Origin of the sequence: Lacibacter sp. H407 (assembly GCF_037892605.1) — a bacterium.
Lineage (GTDB): Bacteria > Bacteroidota > Bacteroidia > Chitinophagales > Chitinophagaceae > Lacibacter.
Genome location: NZ_JBBKTU010000001.1, coordinates 2,522,275 through 2,546,176, shown reverse-complemented (window position 1 = coordinate 2,546,176; position 23,902 = coordinate 2,522,275). Strand labels below are relative to the sequence as shown.

At 41.4% G+C, this 23,902-nt stretch carries 20 protein-coding genes; 16 read left to right on the top strand and 4 right to left on the bottom strand.

Translation table 11 applies throughout. The features are described from left to right. Positions 1-109 precede the first annotated feature (109 nt). Both WG989_RS11135 and WG989_RS11130 read right to left on the bottom strand, forming a co-directional pair. The gene (locus tag WG989_RS11135) at positions 110-2,161 is read right to left on the bottom strand and encodes a ComEA family DNA-binding protein (RefSeq protein ID WP_340429453.1); all 2,052 of its coding nucleotides are present in this window, start codon (positions 2,159-2,161) and stop codon (positions 110-112) included. Beyond that, positions 2,158-2,988, bottom strand: a complete 831-nt coding sequence (locus tag WG989_RS11130) for a PorV/PorQ family protein (RefSeq protein ID WP_340429452.1) — start codon at positions 2,986-2,988, stop codon at positions 2,158-2,160. Before WG989_RS11130 ends, WG989_RS11135 begins: the two co-directional genes overlap by 4 nt. Before the next feature lie 111 nt (positions 2,989-3,099). On the opposite strand from WG989_RS11130, the gene WG989_RS11125 reads away from it, so the two are divergent. From WG989_RS11125 to dprA, 4 genes are all read left to right on the top strand, one after another. Then, entirely contained in the window at positions 3,100-3,975 is an 876-nt protein-coding gene (locus tag WG989_RS11125) for a bifunctional 5,10-methylenetetrahydrofolate dehydrogenase/5,10-methenyltetrahydrofolate cyclohydrolase (RefSeq protein ID WP_340429451.1), read from the top strand. 22 nt (positions 3,976-3,997) lie between these two features. Further along, positions 3,998-4,651, top strand: a complete 654-nt coding sequence (locus WG989_RS11120) for a 7-carboxy-7-deazaguanine synthase QueE (RefSeq protein ID WP_340429450.1) — start codon at positions 3,998-4,000, stop codon at positions 4,649-4,651. Positions 4,652-4,738: 87 nt separating this feature from the next. Then, positions 4,739-6,643 (top strand): OmpA family protein, encoded by a 1,905-nt coding sequence (locus tag WG989_RS11115; protein ID WP_340429448.1) that lies wholly within the window; start codon positions 4,739-4,741, stop codon positions 6,641-6,643. Between the two features lie 24 nt (positions 6,644-6,667). Continuing rightward, positions 6,668-7,768, top strand: a complete 1,101-nt coding sequence (dprA, locus tag WG989_RS11110) for a DNA-processing protein DprA (protein ID WP_340429446.1) — start codon at positions 6,668-6,670, stop codon at positions 7,766-7,768. 56 nt (positions 7,769-7,824) lie between these two features. Here the strand turns inward: dprA and WG989_RS11105 are convergent, their stop codons facing one another. Next, positions 7,825-8,370 (bottom strand): hypothetical protein, encoded by a 546-nt coding sequence (locus tag WG989_RS11105; RefSeq protein WP_340429445.1) that lies wholly within the window; start codon positions 8,368-8,370, stop codon positions 7,825-7,827. A 181-nt stretch (positions 8,371-8,551) separates the two neighbouring features. Between WG989_RS11105 and guaB the strand changes: the two genes are divergently transcribed. The 12 genes from guaB to WG989_RS11045 all read left to right on the top strand — a co-directional run bounded on the left by guaB (position 8,552) and on the right by WG989_RS11045 (position 22,561). Then, complete coding sequence (guaB, locus tag WG989_RS11100) at positions 8,552-10,048, top strand: IMP dehydrogenase (RefSeq protein WP_340429444.1); 1,497 nt, start codon at positions 8,552-8,554, stop codon at positions 10,046-10,048. Between the two features lie 111 nt (positions 10,049-10,159). Next, the gene (lnt, locus tag WG989_RS11095; protein WP_340429442.1) at positions 10,160-11,788 is read left to right on the top strand and encodes an apolipoprotein N-acyltransferase; all 1,629 of its coding nucleotides are present in this window, start codon (positions 10,160-10,162) and stop codon (positions 11,786-11,788) included. 72 nt (positions 11,789-11,860) lie between these two features. Beyond that, a complete protein-coding gene (locus tag WG989_RS11090) occupies positions 11,861-12,670 on the top strand; it encodes an alpha/beta fold hydrolase (RefSeq protein WP_340429441.1) in 810 nt (269 codons plus the stop codon). Between the two features lie 10 nt (positions 12,671-12,680). After that, positions 12,681-15,326: a PKD domain-containing protein gene (locus WG989_RS11085; RefSeq protein WP_340429440.1), complete on the top strand. Its 2,646-nt coding sequence runs from the start codon at positions 12,681-12,683 to the stop codon at positions 15,324-15,326. Positions 15,327-15,481: 155 nt separating this feature from the next. Beyond that, positions 15,482-16,192: a hypothetical protein gene (locus WG989_RS11080; protein ID WP_340429439.1), complete on the top strand. Its 711-nt coding sequence runs from the start codon at positions 15,482-15,484 to the stop codon at positions 16,190-16,192. Positions 16,193-16,242: 50 nt separating this feature from the next. Beyond that, the gene (locus WG989_RS11075) at positions 16,243-16,644 is read left to right on the top strand and encodes an energy transducer TonB (RefSeq protein WP_340429438.1); all 402 of its coding nucleotides are present in this window, start codon (positions 16,243-16,245) and stop codon (positions 16,642-16,644) included. A gap of 243 nt (positions 16,645-16,887) precedes the next feature. Then, positions 16,888-17,472, top strand: coding sequence for a hypothetical protein (locus WG989_RS11070; RefSeq protein ID WP_340429437.1), 585 nt, complete (start codon positions 16,888-16,890; stop codon positions 17,470-17,472). Between the two features lie 252 nt (positions 17,473-17,724). Then, positions 17,725-18,117 (top strand): hypothetical protein, encoded by a 393-nt coding sequence (locus WG989_RS11065; RefSeq protein ID WP_340429436.1) that lies wholly within the window; start codon positions 17,725-17,727, stop codon positions 18,115-18,117. A 103-nt stretch (positions 18,118-18,220) separates the two neighbouring features. Beyond that, the gene (locus WG989_RS11060; protein WP_340429435.1) at positions 18,221-19,522 is read left to right on the top strand and encodes a glycerate kinase type-2 family protein; all 1,302 of its coding nucleotides are present in this window, start codon (positions 18,221-18,223) and stop codon (positions 19,520-19,522) included. Positions 19,523-19,691: 169 nt separating this feature from the next. Beyond that, the gene (locus tag WG989_RS11055) at positions 19,692-21,068 is read left to right on the top strand and encodes a Gfo/Idh/MocA family protein (protein ID WP_340429433.1); all 1,377 of its coding nucleotides are present in this window, start codon (positions 19,692-19,694) and stop codon (positions 21,066-21,068) included. 52 nt (positions 21,069-21,120) lie between these two features. After that, positions 21,121-21,882 (top strand): SDR family NAD(P)-dependent oxidoreductase, encoded by a 762-nt coding sequence (locus WG989_RS11050; protein WP_340429431.1) that lies wholly within the window; start codon positions 21,121-21,123, stop codon positions 21,880-21,882. 190 nt (positions 21,883-22,072) lie between these two features. Next, on the top strand, positions 22,073-22,561 hold the full coding sequence (locus WG989_RS11045; RefSeq protein WP_340429429.1) for a hypothetical protein: 489 nt from the start codon (positions 22,073-22,075) through the stop codon (positions 22,559-22,561). A 133-nt stretch (positions 22,562-22,694) separates the two neighbouring features. On the opposite strand, the gene WG989_RS11040 is transcribed toward WG989_RS11045, so the two are convergent. Next, positions 22,695-23,870 carry an O-succinylhomoserine sulfhydrylase gene (locus WG989_RS11040; RefSeq protein WP_340429428.1) on the bottom strand — a complete coding sequence of 392 codons (1,176 nt, stop codon included), beginning with the start codon at positions 23,868-23,870 and terminating at the stop codon, positions 22,695-22,697. Positions 23,871-23,902 lie beyond the last annotated feature (32 nt).

The following is a 23,902-nucleotide window of genomic DNA, read 5'->3' as shown; positions in this document are numbered from 1 at the left end:
TATAAGCCTTCATATTAAAAAACAAAAAATTGTTAATTTTTTTAAAAGGCATATCGAAGTTATTGACAGTATCTTCTGATGATAAGCTGCCCAAGTGGAGAAAAAAAAGCTATAACCGCCACAATACCTGCATTTTCAACTCACTACGCCGGTTACCCGGGATAGCATCCAACCCAGATCCCACTTCTGTTCGATTTCGATAAATAAATTGTGCCCAGCGGGCCCAAACGGAGATCTTTTTAGACAGGTCGTAGTTTAAGTTGAGATAATAGCGGAACCCTTTATCTGAAAAAGGGGGAATTGAAAACCCATACAACACATCATTTTCATAGGCGTAGATCCGGCTGTTAAAATCGTCGGTTTCAAAATACTGCAGCCGCATATTGGCCGAAAAAGGTTTGAGCATGGGTTTGTAAAACACATCAAAAAAACTTAGAAAGCCACGACTTTCCAGCGGTCCGCCTACATCGTACCACATCGCATCGAACCGTTGGCGCAGGGTAACAGATGGGCTTACTTTAAATTGAATTTGTGTTCGCCAGTTCTTTCGTACAACGGGATCAACCAAGGCTGTTACAAACTCACCATTTTCACCGGTATAATTTAATGCTTTACTCTCCTGCCGGAAACGGGTATAAATTTCAATTTGTTTATTGGGCCGATGCGTTAACTGAACCAAATAATCCTGTCCGTTAGAAGGTGCATCAACACGAAAACGCAGATACGGAAACCGATAAAAATCAAGGTATGCATCCAATTTCCATTTAGCTGATGGTTTGATCGATGTACCTGCAAACAATCCTTTTTCATTTGTTGGAAACGTACCTTCAGTAAATGCATTACCGAAAATGGATTGATAGCCTTTCTGCATATTGCGGTACACAAATGAAAGATCAACTTTCGGATCAGCACTAATGAGTAAGCCGCTCATCATCGCATAATTTGTTGTGTTATGGTTGGCTGCTTCGCCAAACCAATGCATGTTTCGCCAGGTATAACTCCAGTCAACACTTACATTGGTAAGCTTTGTACCACGAAATGCAAAACGATTGTATGGTTGATCATCACGGTTAAAAGGTTTGTCAAATTGAAAATGTACTGCGTTAATACCGATATGCAGATTCCCATCATTGTAACCAACATTCCCACCAAATGAATTCATCTGTACCGCATTTTTATCGGACTGTTCATTCGGCGTTCGATGCAAACCAGATGTAATGAGTGATGTGAAATAATCTTCCGAGTTCAATGTATCAACAGTTAAATTTCCACTAACCTTTCGAAATGAGGCGAACCCTGTTACCTGAAAACGATTTTTCTCCAACGTAATGCCCGCCCCTCTGTTGAAAAAATATTCGTTGGTTGAGTTGAATGGACGAAGGATGGCTGCCTGCCGTTTTGTATTAATTACTTCCACACTTTTTTTAAACGCAAGCGATTGCCATTGGATCAACCCTTGCCCCATGTTTACTGTAAAGTCGCCAAGTGCCAGATGTTTGATGACGCCGGCATTTCGTACAAACAAATGCGCCGAGTAATAATCAAATCCATTTCGTTGTGCACCTTTAAACCATTGCTCACCAGGATCTTTCTCTGCTGTAACTCCATACTGCAATAAATTCTTATAAACATATTTGTAGCGAAACAACACACGTTCTCTGCCACCTGGATAAAAAGTGGTAGATGCTGTATCTTTTTTTCTTCGGAAACCTTCCGACTCTTCCAACACATAAGTGAGCCTTGATAAAATAGAATGTTCTCCATCCTTGAAACGCTGACCAATATCCTGTGTAATTGAAACGGCGGGACCTGTGATTACAAACGGCAGTATTTTTTGAATCAATTCATTATCCCATGTTGGAATAGCCTGCAATTCATAGATGCTGATGAATTTTCCAAACAACCGACGATAGTTTAAAAAATTAGCGATCTGCAACGGAGATATAAAAGGAAATTCCTTCAACTCTGTTTCAGAAGCTGTATTCAGATTTAGTTTATTGCGTTGATAATGCCGCAGCGATTGGATGTAGGAATCATCTTCTGTTTCCGATTCATTTACTTCGGTAATATTCTCGATCTGCTGTTCGGTAGTTTGGGTTTCCTGCGCAAAAGATCGCAGTATGCAAAGAGAGAAAAATAATATGAAAGTGGTTGTTCTCACTCTCCGCTATTGTCTTTCTTTTTCAAATCAAACAACAACATTACCGCAGGTGAAACACCTAACTGCGGATGATATGCCGTGGCCACATCAACTCTGAATTGTCCAAACTTCAATCCCACCCCGGCAAATGGTTGCTTACTTACAGTATTGATCCCTGCACGTAACAAAAATTGTTTCACCAGTTCATATTGCAGCACTGCATTTACACCTGCATTCTTATTTTCTTCTTTAATAATTTCTGCACTGATGAAAAAACGATCTGATACTTCATATCCAAGCCCGCCTCTGTACACCGAGGCAATTTTTTCATTAGCCGATTTATTCAATTCGCCGCCAACCGGATTAAATACACTAAAACCTGCATGAAGCTTTTCACTGAGATGCAGCAACACACCTGCTTCAAAATGAAAGGCAGAAGCCGAGGTATAAGCAGGAATGCGGAGATTGTAATAATTAAACTTTGCCCCAACATCCACCTTGCTTCCTAACGACCGTGCATAACCGAGACCGATCTGGGTTTCGTTGTAATTGGAATAGCCAAAATAATCAGCCTGCAATCCAAATGATCCCGAATTGGTTTGAAAGCCTGCAACTGCTGTGTATTGACTGAAGGCGTTGAGTAGAAACCTGCGTTCGCTGTAAACACCTGCGCCACCATTTTTTAGATTTGCTAAAGCAGCAGGATTTACAATAAACGAAAATGCATCTGCTTCGTTTTTGCTATAGGCCCCTAAACCCGGGTAGCTGCTCATCAAAGGCTGACGCACTGTTTGAGCTGTAAGCTCACTACCAATCACACACACTATAAGTAATAGAAATGTTCTCAAGCAGAAAGTTTTGAAACTGAAATTTAAGCGTTTCGGTTGTATAGCCGAAGGGAATTGATTTTATTTTTTGTGTGCTTCAAAAGCAATTGCCTGCTGCGTTATTTTTGCAGCATGCAACTACTCGACGGAAAGCTGGCTGCCCAGGCCATTAAAGAAGACCTCAAATTAAAAACAGCCGCATTACAGGAAAAAGGAAAACGATCGCCACACCTGGCAGCTATTTTAGTGGGAACCGATGGTGCCAGTGAAACTTATGTGGCATCAAAAGTAAAAACCTGTGCAGAGATCGGGTTTGAATCTACTCTGAAACGTTTTCCATCTACCATTACGGAGGAAGAGTTGTTACGTGAAATTGAAGAGCTCAATCAAACAGAAGAGATCGACGGCATTTTGGTGCAGCTTCCGTTACCAAAACATATCAGCGACGACAAAGTGATCAATGCTATCAACCCGTCAAAAGACGTAGATGGTTTTCATCCCGTAAGTGTGGGCAACATGGTAAGTGGTACGCCTACGTTCATACCCGCAACTCCTTATGGCATTTTGTTGCTGTTGGAACATTTCAAAGTTGAAACAAAAGGAAAGCATGCGGTTGTAATTGGCCGCAGCCATATAGTTGGCACCCCCATGAGTATTTTGCTGAGCCGCAAAGCATACCCCGGCAACTGTACGGTTACCATTTGCCACTCTGCCACCACCAATCTCAAAGAAATTTGTTTGCAGGGCGATATTATTGTAGCTGCATTGGGTCAGGCTGAATTCTTAACGGCTGATATGGTGAAAGACGGTGCTGTCATCATTGATGTAGGTATTACACGTGTGGCCGATGCATCAAAGAAAAGTGGCTTTGCTTTAAAAGGAGATGTAAAGTTTGATGAAGTAGCTCCTAAAAGCAGCGCTATTACTCCTGTTCCCGGTGGTGTTGGGCCAATGACCATCGCCGGTTTATTGATGAATACCTACAATGCTTACATGAAGAAGCAGTAAGCCTTTGTTATCTTTGCATTTCATGAATGAAACAATAATTGAAACAACACAACAGGTATTGCCTGTAATGGAATCGTTCTACACTTTACAGGGTGAAGGATTTCATCAAGGCCGTGCTGCGTATTTTATTCGCCTAGGCGGATGTGATGTTGGTTGTGTGTGGTGTGATGTGAAAGACAGTTGGGATGCAGAGAAACATCCAAAGTTTCGTGTTGATGAGATTGTAGAAACACTTGTTGAAGAAACAGGCAATAAGCAACATGCAACAAGCCATAAACCCATTGTTGTTATTACCGGTGGAGAACCATTAATGCATGATTTAACAGAACTCACAAAAGCTATTCATGCAGCGGGTTTTCAAACAAATATTGAAACGTCGGGAGCACATCCATTAAGTGGTGAATGGGACTGGATCTGTTTATCGCCCAAAAAATTTAAAGCACCATTGCCGGAAGTTGTGCCACATGCCAATGAATTAAAAGTGGTGATCTTCAATAAATCTGATTTTAAGTGGGCCGAAGAATACGCAGCACAAGTATTGCCCAGCTGTAAATTATATCTGCAACCGGAGTGGGACAAAGCAGCAGAAATGACACCACTCATTATCGACTACATCAAAGCACATCCACAGTGGGAATTGAGTCTGCAGTTGCATAAATACATCAATGTGCCGTAAACGTAACACACTTTAGCAGCAATTTATAGCTTCAGAAACGTTCGCTTTGTTGATTCATTTGTATATTGAACCACAAATTCAATGTGCATGAAAACGATCTTCACCTGTATCACTATATTCATTTGTTTTTTTTCCTCGGCACAGTGGTACGATCCAACCAAAGTAAATACAAAGCTGGGCTATAAATATGCAGAAGCGATCAATGAAGCACGCAGCAGAAATTACACAAAAGCTATTCAATTATTAGATGAATGTATTGCAACAGATGCAAAATTTGTTGATGCCTATTTAAGCAAAGCAGGCGTTTTTTCTGAACAAAAGAAATACAAGCCGGCTGTTGAATTTTACAACAAAGGACGGGCACTTGATTCAGTTTATTTTTCTACCTATCTGCTTCCTTACTCCATTGCGTTAGCAGGCAATGGCGATTTTACTGATGCATTAACTGCCATCAACCGTTTTTTGCAAAAACCAAATCTCAACGAACGCATTACAAAATCAGCAGAGTACCGGAAACGCAGTTATGAATTTGCTGTAAAGCAACAGGCAGATGTTCCGATCGGCGATTATGTATTTACACCTGAAAATTTAGGCGACAGCATCAATTCCAAACTACTGGAATATTTTCCATCTGTAACAATTGATGGTAACACGTTGGTATTTACACGCCGTATTGGACAGGAAGATTTTTTTGTAAGCGAAAAGAAGAATGGTGTGTGGAGTACGGCGGTTTCATTACCCGGCAATTTAAATACGGAAGAAAACGAAGGTGCACAAACCATTTCGCAAGATGGCCGCATGCTCATTTTCACCGGTTGTAATATGGAAGATGGACAAGGCAGTTGTGATCTTTATTTTTCTTATCTCACCAAAAATGGTTGGGGCGAACGTATCAATATGGGCCGCATTATCAATACAGAATATTGGGAAAGCCAACCAAGTTTATCACCCGATAAACGCACCTTATACTTTGCGGCTCGTGATCCGTCAGGCTTTGGCGGCAGCGATTTATTTGTGTGCTATCTGCAAGCAAATGGACAATGGGGAACACCACGTAATATGGGGCCGGAAATCAATACCAGTGGCGATGAAAGTTGTCCGTTCATTCATGCAGATAATCAAACATTTTATTTTACCAGCAACGGACATCCCGGTTATGGTGGCACAGATCTTTATTTCATGCGTCAACAGCCCGATGGAAAATGGGGCAAGCCGCAAAACTTAGGTTATCCTGTCAACACGATTGACGATGAAGGTTCGCTCATTATTGCCAGTGATGGTAAAACAGCGTACTATGCAAGTGATGGTGCCGATAGCAGGGGCGGCTTGGATATTTACAGTTTTCAATTACCCAATCAGGTGCGTCCGTTTAAAACATTGTGGGTAAAAGGAAATGTGTTTGATGAAAAAACAAAACAAGGCTTGCCGTCGGCTGTTGAGTTGATCAATTTAGCAACCGCACAAACCATCAGCAAAGTACAAACCGATGAAGAAGGAAATTACCTGATCACATTACCGATCGGAAATGATTATGCATTCAATGTAAACCGAAAAGGTTATTTGTTTTATTCGGAAAACTTTTTTCTGAAACAATCCAGCACCGATACAACCTACACGATCGATATTCCACTTACGCCTATTGAAATCAATGCAAGCATTGTACTGAAGAATATTTTCTTTGATGTAAACAAAGCTGAGCTGAAACAGGAATCGATGATTGAATTAGACAGAGTGATACAACTCTTGAAAGAGAACCCGGCTGTAAAAATTGAAATTGGCGGACATACTGATAATGTTGGCAAACCGGCCGATAATTTAGTGTTGTCGAATAACCGTGCAAAGTCTGTGATCAATTACTTCTTGTACAAAGGCATACCGGCCGATCGTATTTCGTCGAAAGGATTTGGTGAAACAAAACCGGTTGCAGAAAATACAAGTGAAGCGGGCCGTGCAAAAAACAGGCGCACAGAATTGCGGGTAGTGGCGAAATAAATTTTGTGTTATCTTAGAAATAAGATGAACACCGAACTGATCTATCAACTCGCCTTAACCCAGGTACCACATATCGGAAATGTGCAGGCAAAACTGCTGGCCGAAGAACTCGGCTCTGCAGAAGCGATTTTCAAAGCAAAAAAATCATCACTCGAAAAAATTGAAGGCATTGGCGAAGTGCGTGCCAACAGTATTAAAAAATTTGATGGCTTTGCAAATCAGGAAGACGAAATCAAATTCATTGAGAAGTATAAGATCAAACCATTGTTTCTCACAGACGATGATTACCCCAAACGTTTATTGCATTGTTACGATCCGCCAACAGTTTTATTTTACAGAGGAACTGCAAATCTCAACACATCAAAGATCATATCCATCATCGGCACACGCAGCAATACAGATTATGGAAAAATGATCACCGAAAAAATTCTTGATACCCTTGTTCCCCATCAACCATTGGTCGTAAGCGGACTTGCCTATGGTATTGATGCAATTGCCCACAAGTATTCAGTAAAACAACAATTGCCAACTGTTGCGGTATTAGCACATGGGCTTGATAAAATCTATCCATCGCAACACACAGCACTTGCAAAAGAAATGATTGCAGAAGGTGGCGGCATCTTAACTGAATTCAGAAAAGAAACGAAACCCGACCGACATAATTTTCCTACAAGAAACAGAATTGTTGCCGGCATGTGCGACGCAACAATTGTAATAGAAACAGGATCCAAAGGTGGCAGTATGATCACTGCTAATCTTGCATACAGTTACAACAGGGATGTATTTGCCGTGCCCGGCAAAACAACCGATAGTAAAAGTGAAGGCTGCAACTATTTAATTCAAAGTAATAAAGCAGTGCTCATCCGAAACGGAGACGATGTAATTGAACAGATGGGCTGGGAAGAAAAGCAAAAGAAAAAAAATATTCAGCAACAACTTTTTGTTGATCTGGATGAGAATGAGAAAACAATCATTCAACTCCTGCAGCAAAAAGAACACATGCACATTGATGAGTTAAATATTTTAAGCAATATCAACAGCAGTTTGGTAGCAGCAGCCGTATTACAACTTGAATTAAAAAATATTGTTGATTCATTGCCGGGAAAACTCTACAAACTAAAATGACCGTTACTGTATAATCACTTTTACAGCAACGGTCATCAATTATTCTTTCTAAAAATTTAATGAACAGGTAAGCTGAATGTTTGTGCTACCTGTAAATAATTCTTATAGTCAATACTATAGCGGCCATTAACAACAGTTGCTGCGGGAATTACTACAATACGAAGCGCCGTAAAAGCCTGGTCACCAGTACCGGTTAAACGGGTCATATAAAAGCGGGAAGTAGTTGTAGTGGGGCTACCGTAATACGCTCTGTATTCAAATGTGCTTGTAACCGACCCCGGAATAGGATACCAAAAGCCTCCTGCTGTTTTTACATAGGCGTGTACAATACTTTTATCGAGGTTCGCTTGCGTAACAGCAAAATCCCTGCTGATCTCAACACCGGAATGAGTAAATCCCGGAAAACTGTATTGGGTAACATTTGCAGAACCTGTTGCACCGGTAGCACCCGTGGCACCTGCAGGACCGGCAGCACCTGTGGCACCAGTAGCACCAGCAGGGCCGGCAGGACCTGCTGGACCGGCAGGACCCGCATCCCCTTTACATGAACTTAAAAAAGAAACCGAAAGAAATAAGATCGCAGCTGAAAATAAAATTTTCATGATGAATGATTTTGATTTAATGATTAATATTTGATTAACAGGACAAAACTATTTTTTAAAAATATGTTCAGCAATACCACAATTGGGTAATCAGCATACAACTTTGCGGGTATAAATTGTCTTGATGTTCGTTTAAAAGAGTCGATTTGGAAGCAATACTATCCTCCCCTTACCTTTGCACATGGCATCAAGAAATAATTCCACACTAAGCAAAGCGGTTCTCAACAAATTTTTTGGCGAAGGTTACACGTTTGACGATGTACTACTAATGCCGGCCTATTCACAGGTACTTCCAAGAGAAACCAACATCAGCACACAACTCACAAAATCAGTACGGCTCAACATTCCCATGCTGTCGGCAGCAATGGATACTGTTACCGAAGCTACATTGGCAATAGCCCTCGCAAGAGAGGGCGGCATTGGTATACTTCATAAGAATATGAGCATTGAAGAACAGGCCGCACAGGTACGTAAAGTAAAACGTAGTGAGAGCGGACTCATTCTCGACCCCATCACCTTACATATCGAAGCTACACTGGCCGATGCGTTACAATTAATGAAAGAAAATAAGATCGGCGGTATTCCAATTGTTGATCAAAAAAATAAACTGGTGGGAATTCTCACCAATCGTGATCTGCGATTTGAAACCAATTACAAAAAGAAGGTGAGTGAAGTAATGACTTCCACCAACCTCATTACTGCACCGGAAGGAACAGATCTAAAAAAAGCACAAACGATACTCAGTCACCATAAAATTGAAAAGCTGCCTGTTGTAAAAAAAGACGGCACACTTGCAGGCTTAATTACATACCGTGATATGCTGCAGGTGCAAAGTCATCCCAGTGCAGTAAAAGATTCATTTGGAAGATTATTAGTAGGCGCTGCCCTCGGCATTACGGCTGATATGCTCGACAGAGCTGCCGCTTTACAAACCGTAGGCGTTGATATTGTTACGCTTGATAGTGCACATGGTCACAGCAAAGGCGTAATTGATTCATTGAAACTATTGAAAAAGAATTTCAAAAAATTACAAGTGATTGCCGGCAATGCTGGTACAGGTGCCGGAGCAAAAGCATTGGCAGATGCCGGTGCAGATGCTGTGAAAATTGGTATTGGTCCCGGTTCTATTTGTACCACACGTATCGTTGCGGGCACAGGCGTTCCGCAGTTAACCGCAATTATGGAAGCGGCACATGCAGTAAAAGGAAAAGGCATTCCAGTAATTGCGGATGGTGGTATCCGTTATACAGGTGATATGGTAAAAGCATTGGCTGCAGGTGCATCCACTGTAATGATGGGTAGTGTGTTTGCAGGTACAGAAGAAAGCCCCGGCGAAACCATTATTTACGAAGGACGGAAATTCAAACAATACCGTGGTATGGGATCGATCGGTGCCATGCAGCAAGGAAGTGGTGACCGTTATTTCCAGGATGTGGAAGATGGCATCAAGAAATTAGTACCCGAAGGAATTGAAGGCCGTGTTCCGTTTAAAGGAAACGTTAGTGAGATCGTTCATCAGTTCACCGGTGGGCTTCGTGCCGGTATGGGTTATTGTGGTGCACAAACCATCAAAGACTTACAAGGCGCACAATTCATCAAGATCAGTAATGCAGGTATGAAAGAAAGTCATGCACATGATGTGATCATTACCAAAGAAAGTCCGAATTATTCAAGATAATAGTTCAATTAGCACGAGCGTCCTTCGACTTCGCTCAGGATCGAAATCTTTTAACATACAAAATGCCGGATGTATTCGTCCGGCATTCCTATTTTTACAAAAATCAGTTACTTGAAAAAGTTCCAACCTATTCTGCTTTCATTACTGTCGGGCTTATTGTTTTTTCTTGCATGGCCGATGATCAACATCACTGTTGCTATCTTCTTTGCATTTATTCCCTTGCTCGTTCTTGAACAGCAGAACTATTCAAGGCTGAAATTTTTCGGACTCATCTATCTTGCTCTCTTCATCTGGAACATCAGCACAACGTGGTGGATCTGGAATGCGTCCATGGTAGGAGCATGGCTGGCCATTTTTGTCAACAGTTTGCTCATGAGTATTCCGTTGATGGGCTTTCGATACATGAAGAATCGTTTTGGTTCTCTGATCGGCTATACATCCTTCATCATTTTCTGGATGAGCTTTGAATATTTACACTTGCAGGATTGGGGACTCAGTTGGCCCTGGCTCACACTGGGCAATGTATTTGCCGGTCGCATCAACTGGATTCAGTGGTATGAATATACAGGAACAAGTGGTGGAACCTTGTGGGTGTTGTTGGTGAATGTGATGTTGTTCCAACTGATTCGTGTACGAAGTAAGAAAGATGATGTACGAGGTACGATGTACGATGTACGAATGTCATCACTCCTGCTAATTTCAGCGGTATTGGCGTTGCCCATCATTCTGTCACTATTCATCAACAAAAACCAAACGTCAAAACATCCGACATCCGACATCATCAATCCTACATCTCCCAACATAGTAGTTATTCAACCCAACATCGATCCATACGAAAAACTTTCAACCGGAACATTTGAAGCACAACTACAAAAACTCATCCGCTTAAGCGAATCAAAAATTGACAGCAACACTACGTTGTTGGTTTGGCCCGAAACAGCTTTGTACTCACCCAATGGTTTTGATGAAGTAAATCTCAAACAAAATTTCTTTCTCAATCCACTCTTTGATTTTTTACGACGTCATCCAAAAATAAATCTGTTTACGGGTATTGAAAGTTATCGTGTGTATCCGGAACGTGTATCCGCATCTGCACGACCTATTGACGGCACTTCCGATTTTTACGAAGTATATAACGGCAGCGCCGTACTCGACAGCAGCGGCGCAATTCAACTCTATCATAAATCGATGCTGGTACCCGGTGTAGAAACATTGCCACGCTTTTTATTATTCCTCGGACCTGTATTTGAAAAACTCGGCGGCACAGCAGGCGGTTATGCAAGGCAGGAAGAACGCACCCCACTTCCTACCAACAATGGTTATGTAATTGCACCCGCTATTTGTTACGAAAGTATTTATGGCGAATACATGAGTCGTTATGTAAAAGCCGGCGCCAACATTATTGCGGTGATCACCAACGATGGATGGTGGGGCAACACGCCCGGCTACAAACATCACATGTTGTATGGAAAACTGCGAGCCATTGAAACACGGAAATGGGTGTTACGCAGCGCCAATACAGGCATCAGTTGTTTTATTGATCCAACAGGGAACGATTATCAATCACAACCCTGGTGGACCGAAGCCGCCATTAAAATGAATATACCCGTCAACAAACAGCAAACATTCTTTGTCCGTTTTGGCGATCTGTTCAGCAAACTGGCACTGATCCTTACTGCATTGCTGTTATTATTTGCGCTCTATCACAAGTTTACAGGCAACCGCAGCAAACAGTTGTAAACATCTGGTAAAATTCATCGATTTGTTACACAAACGGCATTGCCAGCCTTTATTTTTTTGTAATTTCCCCACATGCAACATAAGATGTCAGAAGGCACTCATTCGCTATCCTACTCAAACACCGGAACCGGCGATACAATTGTGCTCATCCACGGCTTTGGAGAAGATAACCGCATCTGGAATCATCAGGTTGCATTTCTGCAAAACAATTATCACTTACTCATTCCGAATTTACCCGGCACCGGACAATCAGCAATCGGCAACAGCGAATTATCAGTGGAGTCAATGGCCACCGGCATCAAACAAATGCTGGATCAAGAAAAGATCGATCGATGTATCATGCTCGGGCATTCCATGGGCGGATATGTAACGTTAGCATTTGCAGAAAAATATCCCGAACGTTTACAGGCATTCGGATTGATCCATTCAACTGCATATGCAGACGGCAATGAAAAAAAAGAAGCACGGCAAAAGTCGATCGGCTTCATTAAGGAACATGGTGCAGCGGAATTTATGAAAACCACCATCCCTAATTTATTTGCAAAAAAATTCAATGAAGAACAGAAGCCGCTCGTAGATGAACTCATCGAACAAGGCAATCAATTTACTGCCGAAACGTTAATAGCTTATTATACGGCCATGATCAACCGGCCCAACCGATCCCATATCCTGCAAAAAACAACTGTACCTGTTTTATTTTTTATTGGTGAAGAAGACAAAGCCGTAAGTCCCACCGATGCCTTGGAACAAACCGCATTACCTGCTGTGTGCATGGTAAAATTGGTGCCGGGTATTGCACATATGGGTATGTTGGAAGCAACAGATGAATTAAACAGAACCATCGGAGAATTTTGTACAACAGTAAAGGAACAATCACTGTAACCACAATTGCATGAAACGAATTTTATTGGTCTTATCTATTTTATTGCTGCTGCAGGAAACCAAAGCCGGGCATATATCAGGAGGAGAAATGTATTATGTGTATGTTGGTCCGGGTACAGCGGGCAACAGTATCTACCGTGTAACACTCCGTTTGTTTCGTGATTGTAATCCTATCAATACCGGCGGTGCTCAAATTGCACCACTGCCCGGAAACGTAGCAGTGGGTTTTTTCAACAGAGGAACCAATGCAACAGTGATCGACAGTATATTGGTACAACGAACCGATTTCAGAACCATCACATTGCAAAATCCATTCAGTTGTATCATCAATGCCCCGCCAGTTTGTTACGAAGTAGGATTATATACTGTAGAAGTTCAATTGCCCATCAATACACAAGGTTACACAGCTGCTTTTCAAACCTGTTGCCGTATTAACGGTTTATCCAATGTAAGTGGTGGAACCACTGGTGCAACTTATGTTACCAATATTCCCGGCACAGCTATTCTTGGAAATGAAACCAACAGCAGTCCCGTGTTTGATGTAAATGATACCGCACTTGTTTGCCGCAACAAACGTTTTGTACTTCCCTTCAGTGCGAAAGATCCCGACGCAGGCGATTCGTTGAGTTATAGTTTTTGTGATGCCTACACCAGCACCGGGCCCACCAACTCTGCCACAGTAAAACCAAATAACCCCACCTATCCATCTGTTCCCTACAATCCGGGATATAGCGGCAGCTCACCACTTGGTGCCAATGTAACTATCAACCCGATTACGGGTGTAATTTCAGGTATTGCTCCAACGGGTGTTGTAAACCCAAGTGGTGCATCGTTCTTTGTAGTAAATGTGTGTATTACCGAATGGCGCAGAGGTGTTGCCATTTCAACACATCGAAAAGATTTTACCATCCGTATTTCTGATTGTGATTTTGCAGATGCAGAACTTCCATTGGAAAACAGAAGCTGCGATGGCTTTACACAAACATTCAACAATCTTACACCGAGTACTGAAATTAAAAGCTGGTATTGGGATTTTGGCGTGCCCTCCTCCACTACTGATACGTCAACACAAAGCATTCCAACATTTGTATATGCCGATACAGGTGTTTACAAAGTGATGCTGATCGTTAACCGTGGTGATATTTGTACCGATACTTCCTATTCTGATATTTATGTATATCCCGGTTTCTTTCCTGCATTTGATTCGTATGATGGATGTAAAGATGTACCCATTCAATTCACCGATCAAACAACATCCAACTATGGTTTCCCCAACAGTTGGAAATGGAATTTCGGAAACCCCGCCACCACTGCCGATACATCCCGACTTCGAAATCCCTTGTACACGTATCCTGCAAATGGAAGTTATAACGTACAGTTAATAACGGGAAGTAACAAAGGTTGTTTGGATACCATTACAAAACCGATCAACATCACCGATAAACCGGCGTTGCAATTAACGAACGATACATTGATCTGCTCCATTGATACGTTGCAATTAAATGCAGTAGGACAAGGAACTTTTCAATGGTCGCCCTCTTACAATATCAACAATCAAACAATTGGCAATCCTTTGGTGAGTCCTGATGTGCCAACAAAATATTATGTAACCGTTACATTGGCACCGGGTTGTTTTAATACCGATTCGGTGTTGGTAAATGTGGTCGACTTTGTTACACTGCTTGCACCAAACGATACAACCATTTGCAGAGGAGATTCGGTTGTACTGAAACCTAGTACCGATGGCTTGCAATATACCTGGAGCCCGCCCAATTTGTTTTCAAATCCGAATGTGCGTGATGCAGTAGCTTATCCAACCGATCCATCAACGGTGTTTACGGTTGTATCAACCATTGGAAAATGTAATCAAACAAGAACAGTAACCGTAAATACAGTTCCCTATCCACTGGTAAATGCTGGACCGGATGATGCGATTTGTTTTGGTGATACCACGTTGCTCACGGCCAATGGTGATGCAGAAAATTGGTTATGGTCGCCGGCAGCAACATTGGGCACTCCCACAAATGCTGTTACAACCGCCTTTCCATTATCTACAACAAATTATATTCTGAGGGGTACGTCTACGTTAGGTTGTCCAAAGCCTGTGTTTGATACAGTGCTGGTGCAGGTAGTGCCACCGGTACCTGCCTTTGCAGGAAACGATACATTGGTGGTGGTAGGCCAACCGTTGCAATTGAACGGAAGCGGCGGAACGATTTATCAATGGACGCCTCCTGATTTTCTAAATAATACCGGTATTCCGAATCCCGTTGCCATATTTGATGCATCACGTGAAAACTTCAGCTATATCATGCGCACCGAAACACCCGAAGGATGTTTTGCATACGATACCATCAACATCCGCATTTTTAAAACAGCACCGGATATTTTTGTACCCACCGGTTTTACACCCGATGGGAATGGACTCAACGATGTATTGCGACCCTTTGCCGTAGGTATTGCACAGTTTGATTATTTCCGTGTGTTCAACCGTTGGGGACAGGAAGTATTTGCCACCACTTCCTTAGAGAACGGATGGGATGGAACATTTAAAAGTATTCAACAAGACCCCGGCACTTATGCTTGGATGGTGAGCGGTATTGATTTTCTTGGAAGACGAATATTGAAGAAGGGGACAGTGGTGTTGATACGATGAGGAAGGATTGTACTAATGACAATACAAAATATATAACACTAAGGCCTTGTATTTCAATTTATCGTTTTTAATCAATATCACATATTTATATCATAAATTATAGCGCTAGCAATAAGCAAGGGAGGCCATATCCTATCAGACAGAAATTAAAGACAATGAATATTCTTCAAATTATAGCTCGGACAATTATTAAGAAGTCGTTTCATTTATCGGTTTGGACAATTGAACAATTTCACGACATTGCAATCTATGAACAAAAGGCGAGGGAACTTCAAGAACTTCCAGACGGAACACTTGGGAAAGACATTGCAGACTGTTTAGAAAAAAACAAACTAAGACTTGTTGCAAACTTCGAAAGCCACGATTTAAAACACGTTTTACTTGACTTTAAAATGACACCTGTTGACGAAATAAGAATGCAGGCATTTATGTTGGGAAATGGCAACTACTCTATTCCGAGTTTTGCGATTTTTCTTTTTGGTGCTTTGCTTTTACCTGACTTATGGGCGACTTTTTTTAAAGACTTTAAGAACGGATTAAACTCAAAACCAATCAAAACTTGGACAATTGAGGAATATGCACATTGTCAAACTTCAACTTTAAAACAAATTGTTTTAAACTATTCGACGCAGCAACAAACAGAATTCAATATGAAATCACTTATAAAATTTGGTGCTTACACAGCGATAATTCTTGGGACTTTTGGAATGTTATTTTGTTTGCCATTCTTATTTTCAAACAATATCGCTGACTTAGTTGGTGCAGGTTTCCCATTTTTAGGTGGTGCAGTTATCGCAAGTGGCGGACTTATAACATTATCTAATTTGACAAAACAAGCACGACAATTAAGCACAACAACAGCATAACAAAAAATTTGCCAGCCGCTAACATTGCATTCAACAATAAATCTTAACTAATGAGACACATCCTAATAACGATCCTATTTTTTTCTATCTACCACAATTGCTTTTCACAGACGTGGGGCGACAGCACTCTGAAATCAGATCCCATTTTTTATGCAACAGAAATTCCTCCTATGTTCCCTGGCGGACTCAGCGGATTCTACACTTTCGTTGCAAAACATTTAAAGGCACCGCAGAATAAAAGAGCAAATACATTGGCAAGAACGGTAACGGTAGAAATTATCATCGACAAAACAGGCAAAGTAGCATATGCAGAAATTAAAAGTGGAATTAATGAAACTTTCAATCTAAAAGTGATCGAAATGGTCCAAGCTATGCCTTTGTGGACCCCCGCCACACAAAACAACCGGCCAGTTCCAACTTGGAAATCACTTTCGGTGACTTTTATTGACTGAAGTAATAACGACTAGAAACCAAGGGTGCGTCATTTCGAATCACATTATCATTAGAACTTAACTTGTAGTGGTTAAGAAGGGATAAGAAATCTCTGCACACCCACACTGCTTCAGTAAAAGATTTGTTTTAAATATCTTCACACGTTGGCGCAAGCGTCTCGCTTGTGCCCATTAACAAACAAATGATTTCGATATATTGCACAAGCAAAATACTTACGTTATGAGAAGCTGGTATTCTTTTTAATGAAAACACTAATTACAATATTTACAGTTCTGTTTTTTCTTAGTTGTATTAACAATAAAGAAAATGAAACCTCAACTGATTTACCTGATCCCGAACATGACAGTACTCTCCTAACAGACAATATAAAATCAAACCAAGGCTTAAAAAGTGAAACGACAGCATGCAACATCGCTGCGACGGATATTCAAAAACTTAGAGACGCAACAATTCAAGCTGATTTTTTTCATCAGCTAGACTCAATACGAAAAATTCAGTATCCCAACAACGACCAAGACACGGCAATTTTTGTAGACCTTACGCCAATATTAGTTGACAGGTTTCTAAAAGATTTAAATAAGGAGCAATTAACGAACACAGGTGAATTTGAAAAAGAGTACAACTTTAATATTTCTCCTCCTCATTATAAAGACTCAAAAGAATGCAGAGACAAAATATCACTTACATTCGACAACATAACTTGTGACTTTCGTATTACAATTTTTAATGAGTTTTTTGCCGAGGGGTGCCAAGAGTCGACTGTAACTTATGTCTTTCAAATAAGGAGTAACAAAATTTCAAACTTTGGTCGCTACGAAACCGGATAAAAAGAATGCTAATTTCTCTACTGTTAGTATGCCCACCATCAAAAATACGCCGTGGTTGCGTCGCCTGACCAACCACTTGAACTACTTTCTCTGTTTCACTGAAATCTCCCACAAAACGAAACAGATTGATATCGGAGAGATGTCTCCTGCCGTCGACATGACGTGTAAGAGGTTGAATAATTGTAATACTTCTTCTCCGTAAGCCTGAAAGCTCTATTGTATATTCGCATATCAGCACAATCATTTCAACGTATGCTCAACCAGCTAATCAACAACCCAAAGCAAATCTTTCTGACAGACAGTATTGGTGCAATGCTGACTGCTTCCATACTCTGCAGCATTGCGATTGGCTTCCCCACTTTTTTTGGAATACCTCCACACATAGTTTTTATTTTATCAGCTATTGCGTTTACGTTCGCTGTTTATTCGTTCTGTTGTTCTTATTTCATGCCGGCCCGTTGGCGAGGGTATTTAATGGCCATCATGATCGCAAATGCCTTTTATGCTGTGGTAACAACCGGGCTTGTTTATAATTTCTACAGCAGCATCACCCGCTTGGGCTTATTTTATTTTATTGCTGAGATAGTAGTGATACTGTTTTTGATTCTACTCGAATACAAGGTTCTCTCAAAAAGCCGTTCCTGAGAAGCTGTATCTTTAGAACAGAAGTACATCTGAACAAAACGGTTCATGCAAACTAATTGATCATTGCAGCCAACGATCGTTTCAATCTTATCGTCGTACAACCATGCAACAACGGAACAATGCAAAAAAAATATACGAAGCTGCAGTCGCTGCTGTACAACCTGCTTTATTGCTGCGGCAGCACCTGGCAGTAACGGCTACAGGTATATGCATCGGCACGCAACAATTCAATATTCCCATAAAATCTGTTGTGGTGATCGGTGCAGGCAAAGCTGCAGCAGCCATGGCACAAACAACAGAAACAATTCTTGGCAGTTACATCAAAGCAGGGATCATCAGTACAAAATACGAGCATGCATTGCCATTGCAAACGATTCACTGCATGGAAGCAGCACACCCAGTTCCCGATGAAAAAAGTCTGGAAGCCATTCAACAAACCATTCAACTGCTGCAACAAACAAAACCCGGCGACATTGTTCTCTGTTTGATCAGCGGCGGTGCATCGTCGCTCTGGGCCGATGTGCCGCACGGTTGTACATTACAGGAACTACAGGAAACATTTCAGCTGTTGTTAAAAAGTGGTGCCGCCATTGATGAAATGAATTGTATTCGCCGCCATCTTTCTTCCATCAAGGGCGGTCAACTGTTGCGTTATGCGCCAAAGGCAACATGGTTTACACTCATGATATCAGATGTACCAGGCGATAAAGCCGAAGCGATTGCCAGCGGACCCACCACAGCCGATCCTTCAACCTTTGCAGATGCATGGACCGTTGTTGAACAATATCAACTGCAACAGCGCTTACCCGCCACCGTGATCAACCATTTGCAAAACGGATTGAAGGGAATTGTTGCTGAAACAATAAAACCAAATGATCCGTTATTGCAACAGGTGCAGAACCAGATCATCGGCAGCAACAACGTTGCATTAACCGCAGCTGCTGCTAAAGCCGAAGAGCTTGGTTATACTGTACTGTTGCAACAGGAACTACTCACTGGTGACGCTGCTGCAACGGCTGAAGCAATTGTACAACAGGCGAAGCAATACAGGGGGCTAAAACCTGCCTGTTTATTGTTTGGTGGTGAAACAACCGTAACGGTTACCGGTAATGGCAAGGGGGGCCGTAATCAACATCTTGCCTTATGTGCATTGAAACATCTGTTGCCTGATGACAAGATCACATTGCTTGCTGCAGGCACCGATGGTACCGATGGCCCAACCGATGCAGCGGGTGCTTTTGCAGATGCTGCAAGTGCAAAAGCAATCAACGAGAATAAAAACCTTCTACTTGAGGCAATTCAGCAAAACGATGCATATCATTTCTTTGAAAATGTAAATGGTTTACTAAAAACAGGTGCCACACAAACAAATGTGATGGATATTATCACTGTTCTGCTGGATTAAAAAAAATCTTCCGTTAACTTTAATGTACAGGATTGTGATACCGGTGCAAACAGTTGTTGAGAATAAATAAAACTCACTTGCCACCGATCTTTGTTACAATTCGTCTCATAACAAATCAGCAAATTGGCTGACAAGGAATTATTCGTTTAACAGGAGAATTGTGTAAGTTATGTCGCTACGTCAATTTATTGCATCACGAAAATTATTACGTCATATTGAATCGTTCACCAGCCTTGCCACACTCGGCTGGAAGGAAGTAGCCGGTTTATTTGGTTTACAGGATGATATTTTCTTCAATCCGCTGCATAAGAAAATTGAAAAGCCGGTTACGGCTATTCTTATCGGCGCCGGACATCGGGGAAGTATTTATGCCGATTATGCTATCAAAAATGAAGATGAATTACAAATTGTAGCTGTAGCCGACAGCAACCCCGAACGCAGAAAAAAAACCGGACGATTACACAAAATACCGGCCGATCATTGCTTTAAAGATTGGAAGGAAGTATTTGTAAAAGAGAAAATGGCGGATGCTGTAATTATTGCTACGCCTGATCAATTGCACACAGCACCATGTCTTGCAGCATTGGAAGCAGGTTATGATATTTTATTGGAAAAACCAATTGCTCCAACAGAAGAAGAATGCAGATTGATCTTGCAAAAGGCAAGAGAAACCGGTCGCATCGTAGGTGTATGTCATGTTTTACGCTATTCACCTTATTTCCGTGAATTGAAAGAAGTGATCAATGCAGGATTGATCGGTGAGATCATCAGCATACAACATATGGAGCCCATTGAACATGTGCACATGAGTCATTCGTATGTGCGTGGTAAATGGCGTAACAGTAAAATGGCGGCTCCCATCATCCTTGCAAAATCATCACACGATACAGATATTATCCGTTGGTTGGTGAACAGTCCCGTACACGATGTGCATTGCTTTGGTAATCTTCGCTGGTTTAAAAATGCGAATGCACCGGAAGGCAGCACAGAACGTTGCACCGACGGTTGTAAAGTGGAAGACAGTTGTGCTTATTCTGCATTGCAGATCTATTACCGTGATCGTAAACGAACCTATGTGTTCGATTTGCCGGAAGATGAAGATGAGCAAGGACCGTTTATTTTAGAGCAATTAAAAACGAGTGACTACGGAAGATGTGTGTACAGGATGGATAATGATCAGCCTGATCATCTCACGGTGAACATGTTGTTTGAAAACGGAACTACTGCCGCTTTCTCTATGGAAGCACATGTATCGTATGAAGGAAGAAAGACAAGGATCATGGGGTCGAAGGGTGATATTATAGGTGACATGGAAAGCTTTGTACTCACCGATTTTAAAACCCGCAAACAAACTTCCTGGAGTTTAAAAACAGATGCACATGGCGGTGGCGATCATCGCCTGGTGAAAGATTGGGTGCAGGCTGTATATCAACAAAACAAAGACTTACTCAGTTCTTCCATTGAAGTTTCGGTTGAAAGTCATCTCATGGCTTTTGGTGCCGAACGCAGCCGCCAGAACAGGACCATCGAAGATATTAAGCTTTAAAAAATCATTCATATCCCGTTCGCTCAATTCAGTTTCTCTGTACATTCACGGCATGAGCAAACTTGTTTTTATTACCGGTGCCACATCAGGTTTTGGAAAAGCCTGTGCTGAAGTATTTGCAGCCAACAACTGGAATATTATTTTAAATGGTCGCAGGCTCAATCGCTTGCAGGAAATCAAAACGCAGTTAGAAGAACAGTATGGTGTTAACATTTTTTTGTTGCCATTTGATGTGCAGCAGAAAGATGAAGTGTTTGTGGCCATCAACAGTTTACCTGAGGAATGGCAGGGCATTGATTTATTGGTGAACAATGCAGGCCTTGCATTGGGTCGTGATCATTTTGATGAAGCTGATCTGGAAGATTGGGAAATCATGATCGATACAAACCTGAAAGGGCTGTTGTATGTGAGCCGTGCAGTACTACCGTATATGATCAAACGAAATGGAGGCCATGTAATAAATCTTGGATCAACTGCAGGTAAAGAAGCGTATGAAAACGGCAATGTGTATTGTGCAAGTAAGGCAGCTGTTGACAGCATCAGCAAAGGCATGCGTATTGACCTCTTAAAACATAAAATAAAGGTAACGGCCATTCACCCCGGAGCAGCTGAAACAGAGTTTTCAATGGTCCGCTTTAAGGGTGATGAAGACAAGGCAGCATCGGTATATGCCGGCTACACTCCCCTTTCTGCAAAGGATGTGGCCGATGTTATTTTTTATGCGGCCAGCCTGCCTGCGCATGTGTGCATTAACGACCTTGTTCTCACCTGTACAGCCCAGGCCAATTCTTTTTATACCTATAAGGGGTCGTAAGGTTCATCGAGGCACAATTCTTGGTATATTCATCAGGTAAAAATCATAAATCAACATAAGGGGAACTACGTAGTAGTAAAACATAGCATTGAAAAGGCTTCAATATCATAATATATACAGTATCTTGTACTGTAAATCGTACCAAATCCTGCTGAAAAACAGCATTAAAACCCTAATAATCCGTACTAGTATGAAAAACTTATTTTTCATCTGCACATTTGCGTTACTGTGCACATTTGCTTCCGCACAGGATGTTATCCGCCAACGCAGTTGCACAAATCAATCCATCAGTTTACAAGTCGACAGTTTAAAGAAATCATTCGAACAGAGTGGGTTTATGGTATTGAAAGAAGCCAGCATGACCATGGAAAGTGAGTTTGAAATGCCGGTGGTTGTCCCCATGACACAAGGAGCTTGGTATCATATTGTTTTTATTGGCGACCCAAGCAGCAAGATCCAGGAAGTACGCATGTACGATTATGATGAGAAGCAGGTGTATTACAAAAAATTAAAACCTGAATTGGATGGCAATATTATCAGCTACGGTTATATGCCAAAGATCAGTGAGTGGCACATGATCAAACCCGTGCAGGTGAACAAAAAGAATAAAGAATGTTGCGGTTATATTTTACTCCTGAAAAAGGTAAAAGGCACAAACGAAACTATGCCCACACGCTAAAGAGTGTTTTGGTTTTATCAGGTAATAATGTCCCGTCCCTGTGGCGGGGCTTTTTATTTTAAGACTGTTGTATCCACAAATAAAGGAGCCACGCAAAGCGTGGCTCCTTTCCTTTACTATCAGGTTTATTGAATCAGCATTTTTCCAATGCCTGTTCAATATCTGCAATAATATCATCAATATGTTCCAGTCCAACAGAGATACGCACCAAGCCATCCGTTATACCTACTGCTTTCTTTTCATCAACAGATAATTTGGAATGCGTTGTTGAGGCAGGATGAGAAGCGATGCTTCTGCTGTCGCCCAGATTATTGGTCATCGATAACATTTCTAATGCATTTAAAAACTTGCGACCGCTTTCAATGCCTCCTTTTAATTCAAACGTAACAATACCACCGCCGTTACTCATTTGCTTTTTTGCAATTTCGTATTGCGGATGCGATGTGAGAAACGGATATTTTACCGAGTTGAGTTTTGCGTTTCCTTCCAATCGTTGTGCAAGCTTCAACGCATTATCAGCATGTTTATCCATTCGAATGAATAATGTTTCTAAACTCTTCGTCAAAACCCATGCGTTAAACGGACTGAGAGATGGACCGGTGTTACGCACAAACAAATACATTTCATGCACCAGTTCCTTTCTGCCTACCACTACTCCACCTAATACTCTTCCTTGCCCGTCAATAAATTTTGTTGCTGAATGTAACACAAGATCAGCACCGAATTTTATTGGTTGTTGAACAGCAGGTGTTGCAAAACAGTTATCAACTACAAACAGAATATTATGCTTCTTACAAATTGTTGCTACATATTCAAGATCGATAATATCAAGTCCGGGATTTGATGGCGTTTCAACATACAACAACTTGGTGTTGGGTTTGATCAACGCTTCAATTGATTCCGGTGCATTCATATCAAAGTAGCTCGATTCAAAACCCCACTTCGGTAAATACTTTGTAAGAATGGTATGTGTTGAACCAAATACTGCTGATGCAGAAATGATATGATCGCCTTTGCTGAGAAAGGTCATGAAAGTTGAAAACACTGCAGCCATACCCGTGCCGGTACCAATACCAGCTTCTGCACCTTCAAGGGCTGCTATCTTATCAATAAACTCATCAACGGTTGGATTTGAAAAACGGGAATAGATATTTACATCAAGACTGTCATCCGAAAAAGCAGCTGCCATATCTTCTGCACTATCGTACACAAAACTGCTGGTTAAAAACAAAGGAGTACTATGTTCTTTCTCGTTGGTACGATTCATTTGTAACCGGATGGCGTCCGTTTGTGGATGATACTTACTCATATCTTTATTGTTCTTCTGAATGAGCTGCGAAG

Bases quoted from the DNA above. Each gene is read 5' to 3' on its own strand.
- guaB (WP_340429444.1), top strand. From the start codon at position 8,552: ATGGCATCAAGAAATAATTCCACACTAAGCAAAGCGGTTCTCAACAAA.
- WG989_RS11060 (WP_340429435.1), top strand. From the start codon at position 18,221: ATGCAACAACGGAACAATGCAAAAAAAATATACGAAGCTGCAGTCGCT.
- WG989_RS11125 (WP_340429451.1), top strand. From the start codon at position 3,100: ATGCAACTACTCGACGGAAAGCTGGCTGCCCAGGCCATTAAAGAAGAC.
- dprA (WP_340429446.1), top strand. From the start codon at position 6,668: ATGAACACCGAACTGATCTATCAACTCGCCTTAACCCAGGTACCACAT.
- WG989_RS11050 (WP_340429431.1), top strand. From the start codon at position 21,121: ATGAGCAAACTTGTTTTTATTACCGGTGCCACATCAGGTTTTGGAAAA.
- WG989_RS11120 (WP_340429450.1), top strand. From the start codon at position 3,998: ATGAATGAAACAATAATTGAAACAACACAACAGGTATTGCCTGTAATG.
- WG989_RS11115 (WP_340429448.1), top strand. From the start codon at position 4,739: ATGAAAACGATCTTCACCTGTATCACTATATTCATTTGTTTTTTTTCC.
- WG989_RS11045 (WP_340429429.1), top strand. From the start codon at position 22,073: ATGAAAAACTTATTTTTCATCTGCACATTTGCGTTACTGTGCACATTT.
- WG989_RS11085 (WP_340429440.1), top strand. From the start codon at position 12,681: ATGAAACGAATTTTATTGGTCTTATCTATTTTATTGCTGCTGCAGGAA.
- WG989_RS11070 (WP_340429437.1), top strand. From the start codon at position 16,888: ATGAAAACACTAATTACAATATTTACAGTTCTGTTTTTTCTTAGTTGT.
- WG989_RS11040 (WP_340429428.1), bottom strand. From the start codon at position 23,870: ATGAGTAAGTATCATCCACAAACGGACGCCATCCGGTTACAAATGAAT.
- WG989_RS11065 (WP_340429436.1), top strand. From the start codon at position 17,725: ATGCTCAACCAGCTAATCAACAACCCAAAGCAAATCTTTCTGACAGAC.
- WG989_RS11075 (WP_340429438.1), top strand. From the start codon at position 16,243: ATGAGACACATCCTAATAACGATCCTATTTTTTTCTATCTACCACAAT.
- WG989_RS11105 (WP_340429445.1), bottom strand. From the start codon at position 8,370: ATGAAAATTTTATTTTCAGCTGCGATCTTATTTCTTTCGGTTTCTTTT.
- WG989_RS11080 (WP_340429439.1), top strand. From the start codon at position 15,482: ATGAATATTCTTCAAATTATAGCTCGGACAATTATTAAGAAGTCGTTT.
- WG989_RS11090 (WP_340429441.1), top strand. From the start codon at position 11,861: ATGCAACATAAGATGTCAGAAGGCACTCATTCGCTATCCTACTCAAAC.
- WG989_RS11055 (WP_340429433.1), top strand. From the start codon at position 19,692: ATGTCGCTACGTCAATTTATTGCATCACGAAAATTATTACGTCATATT.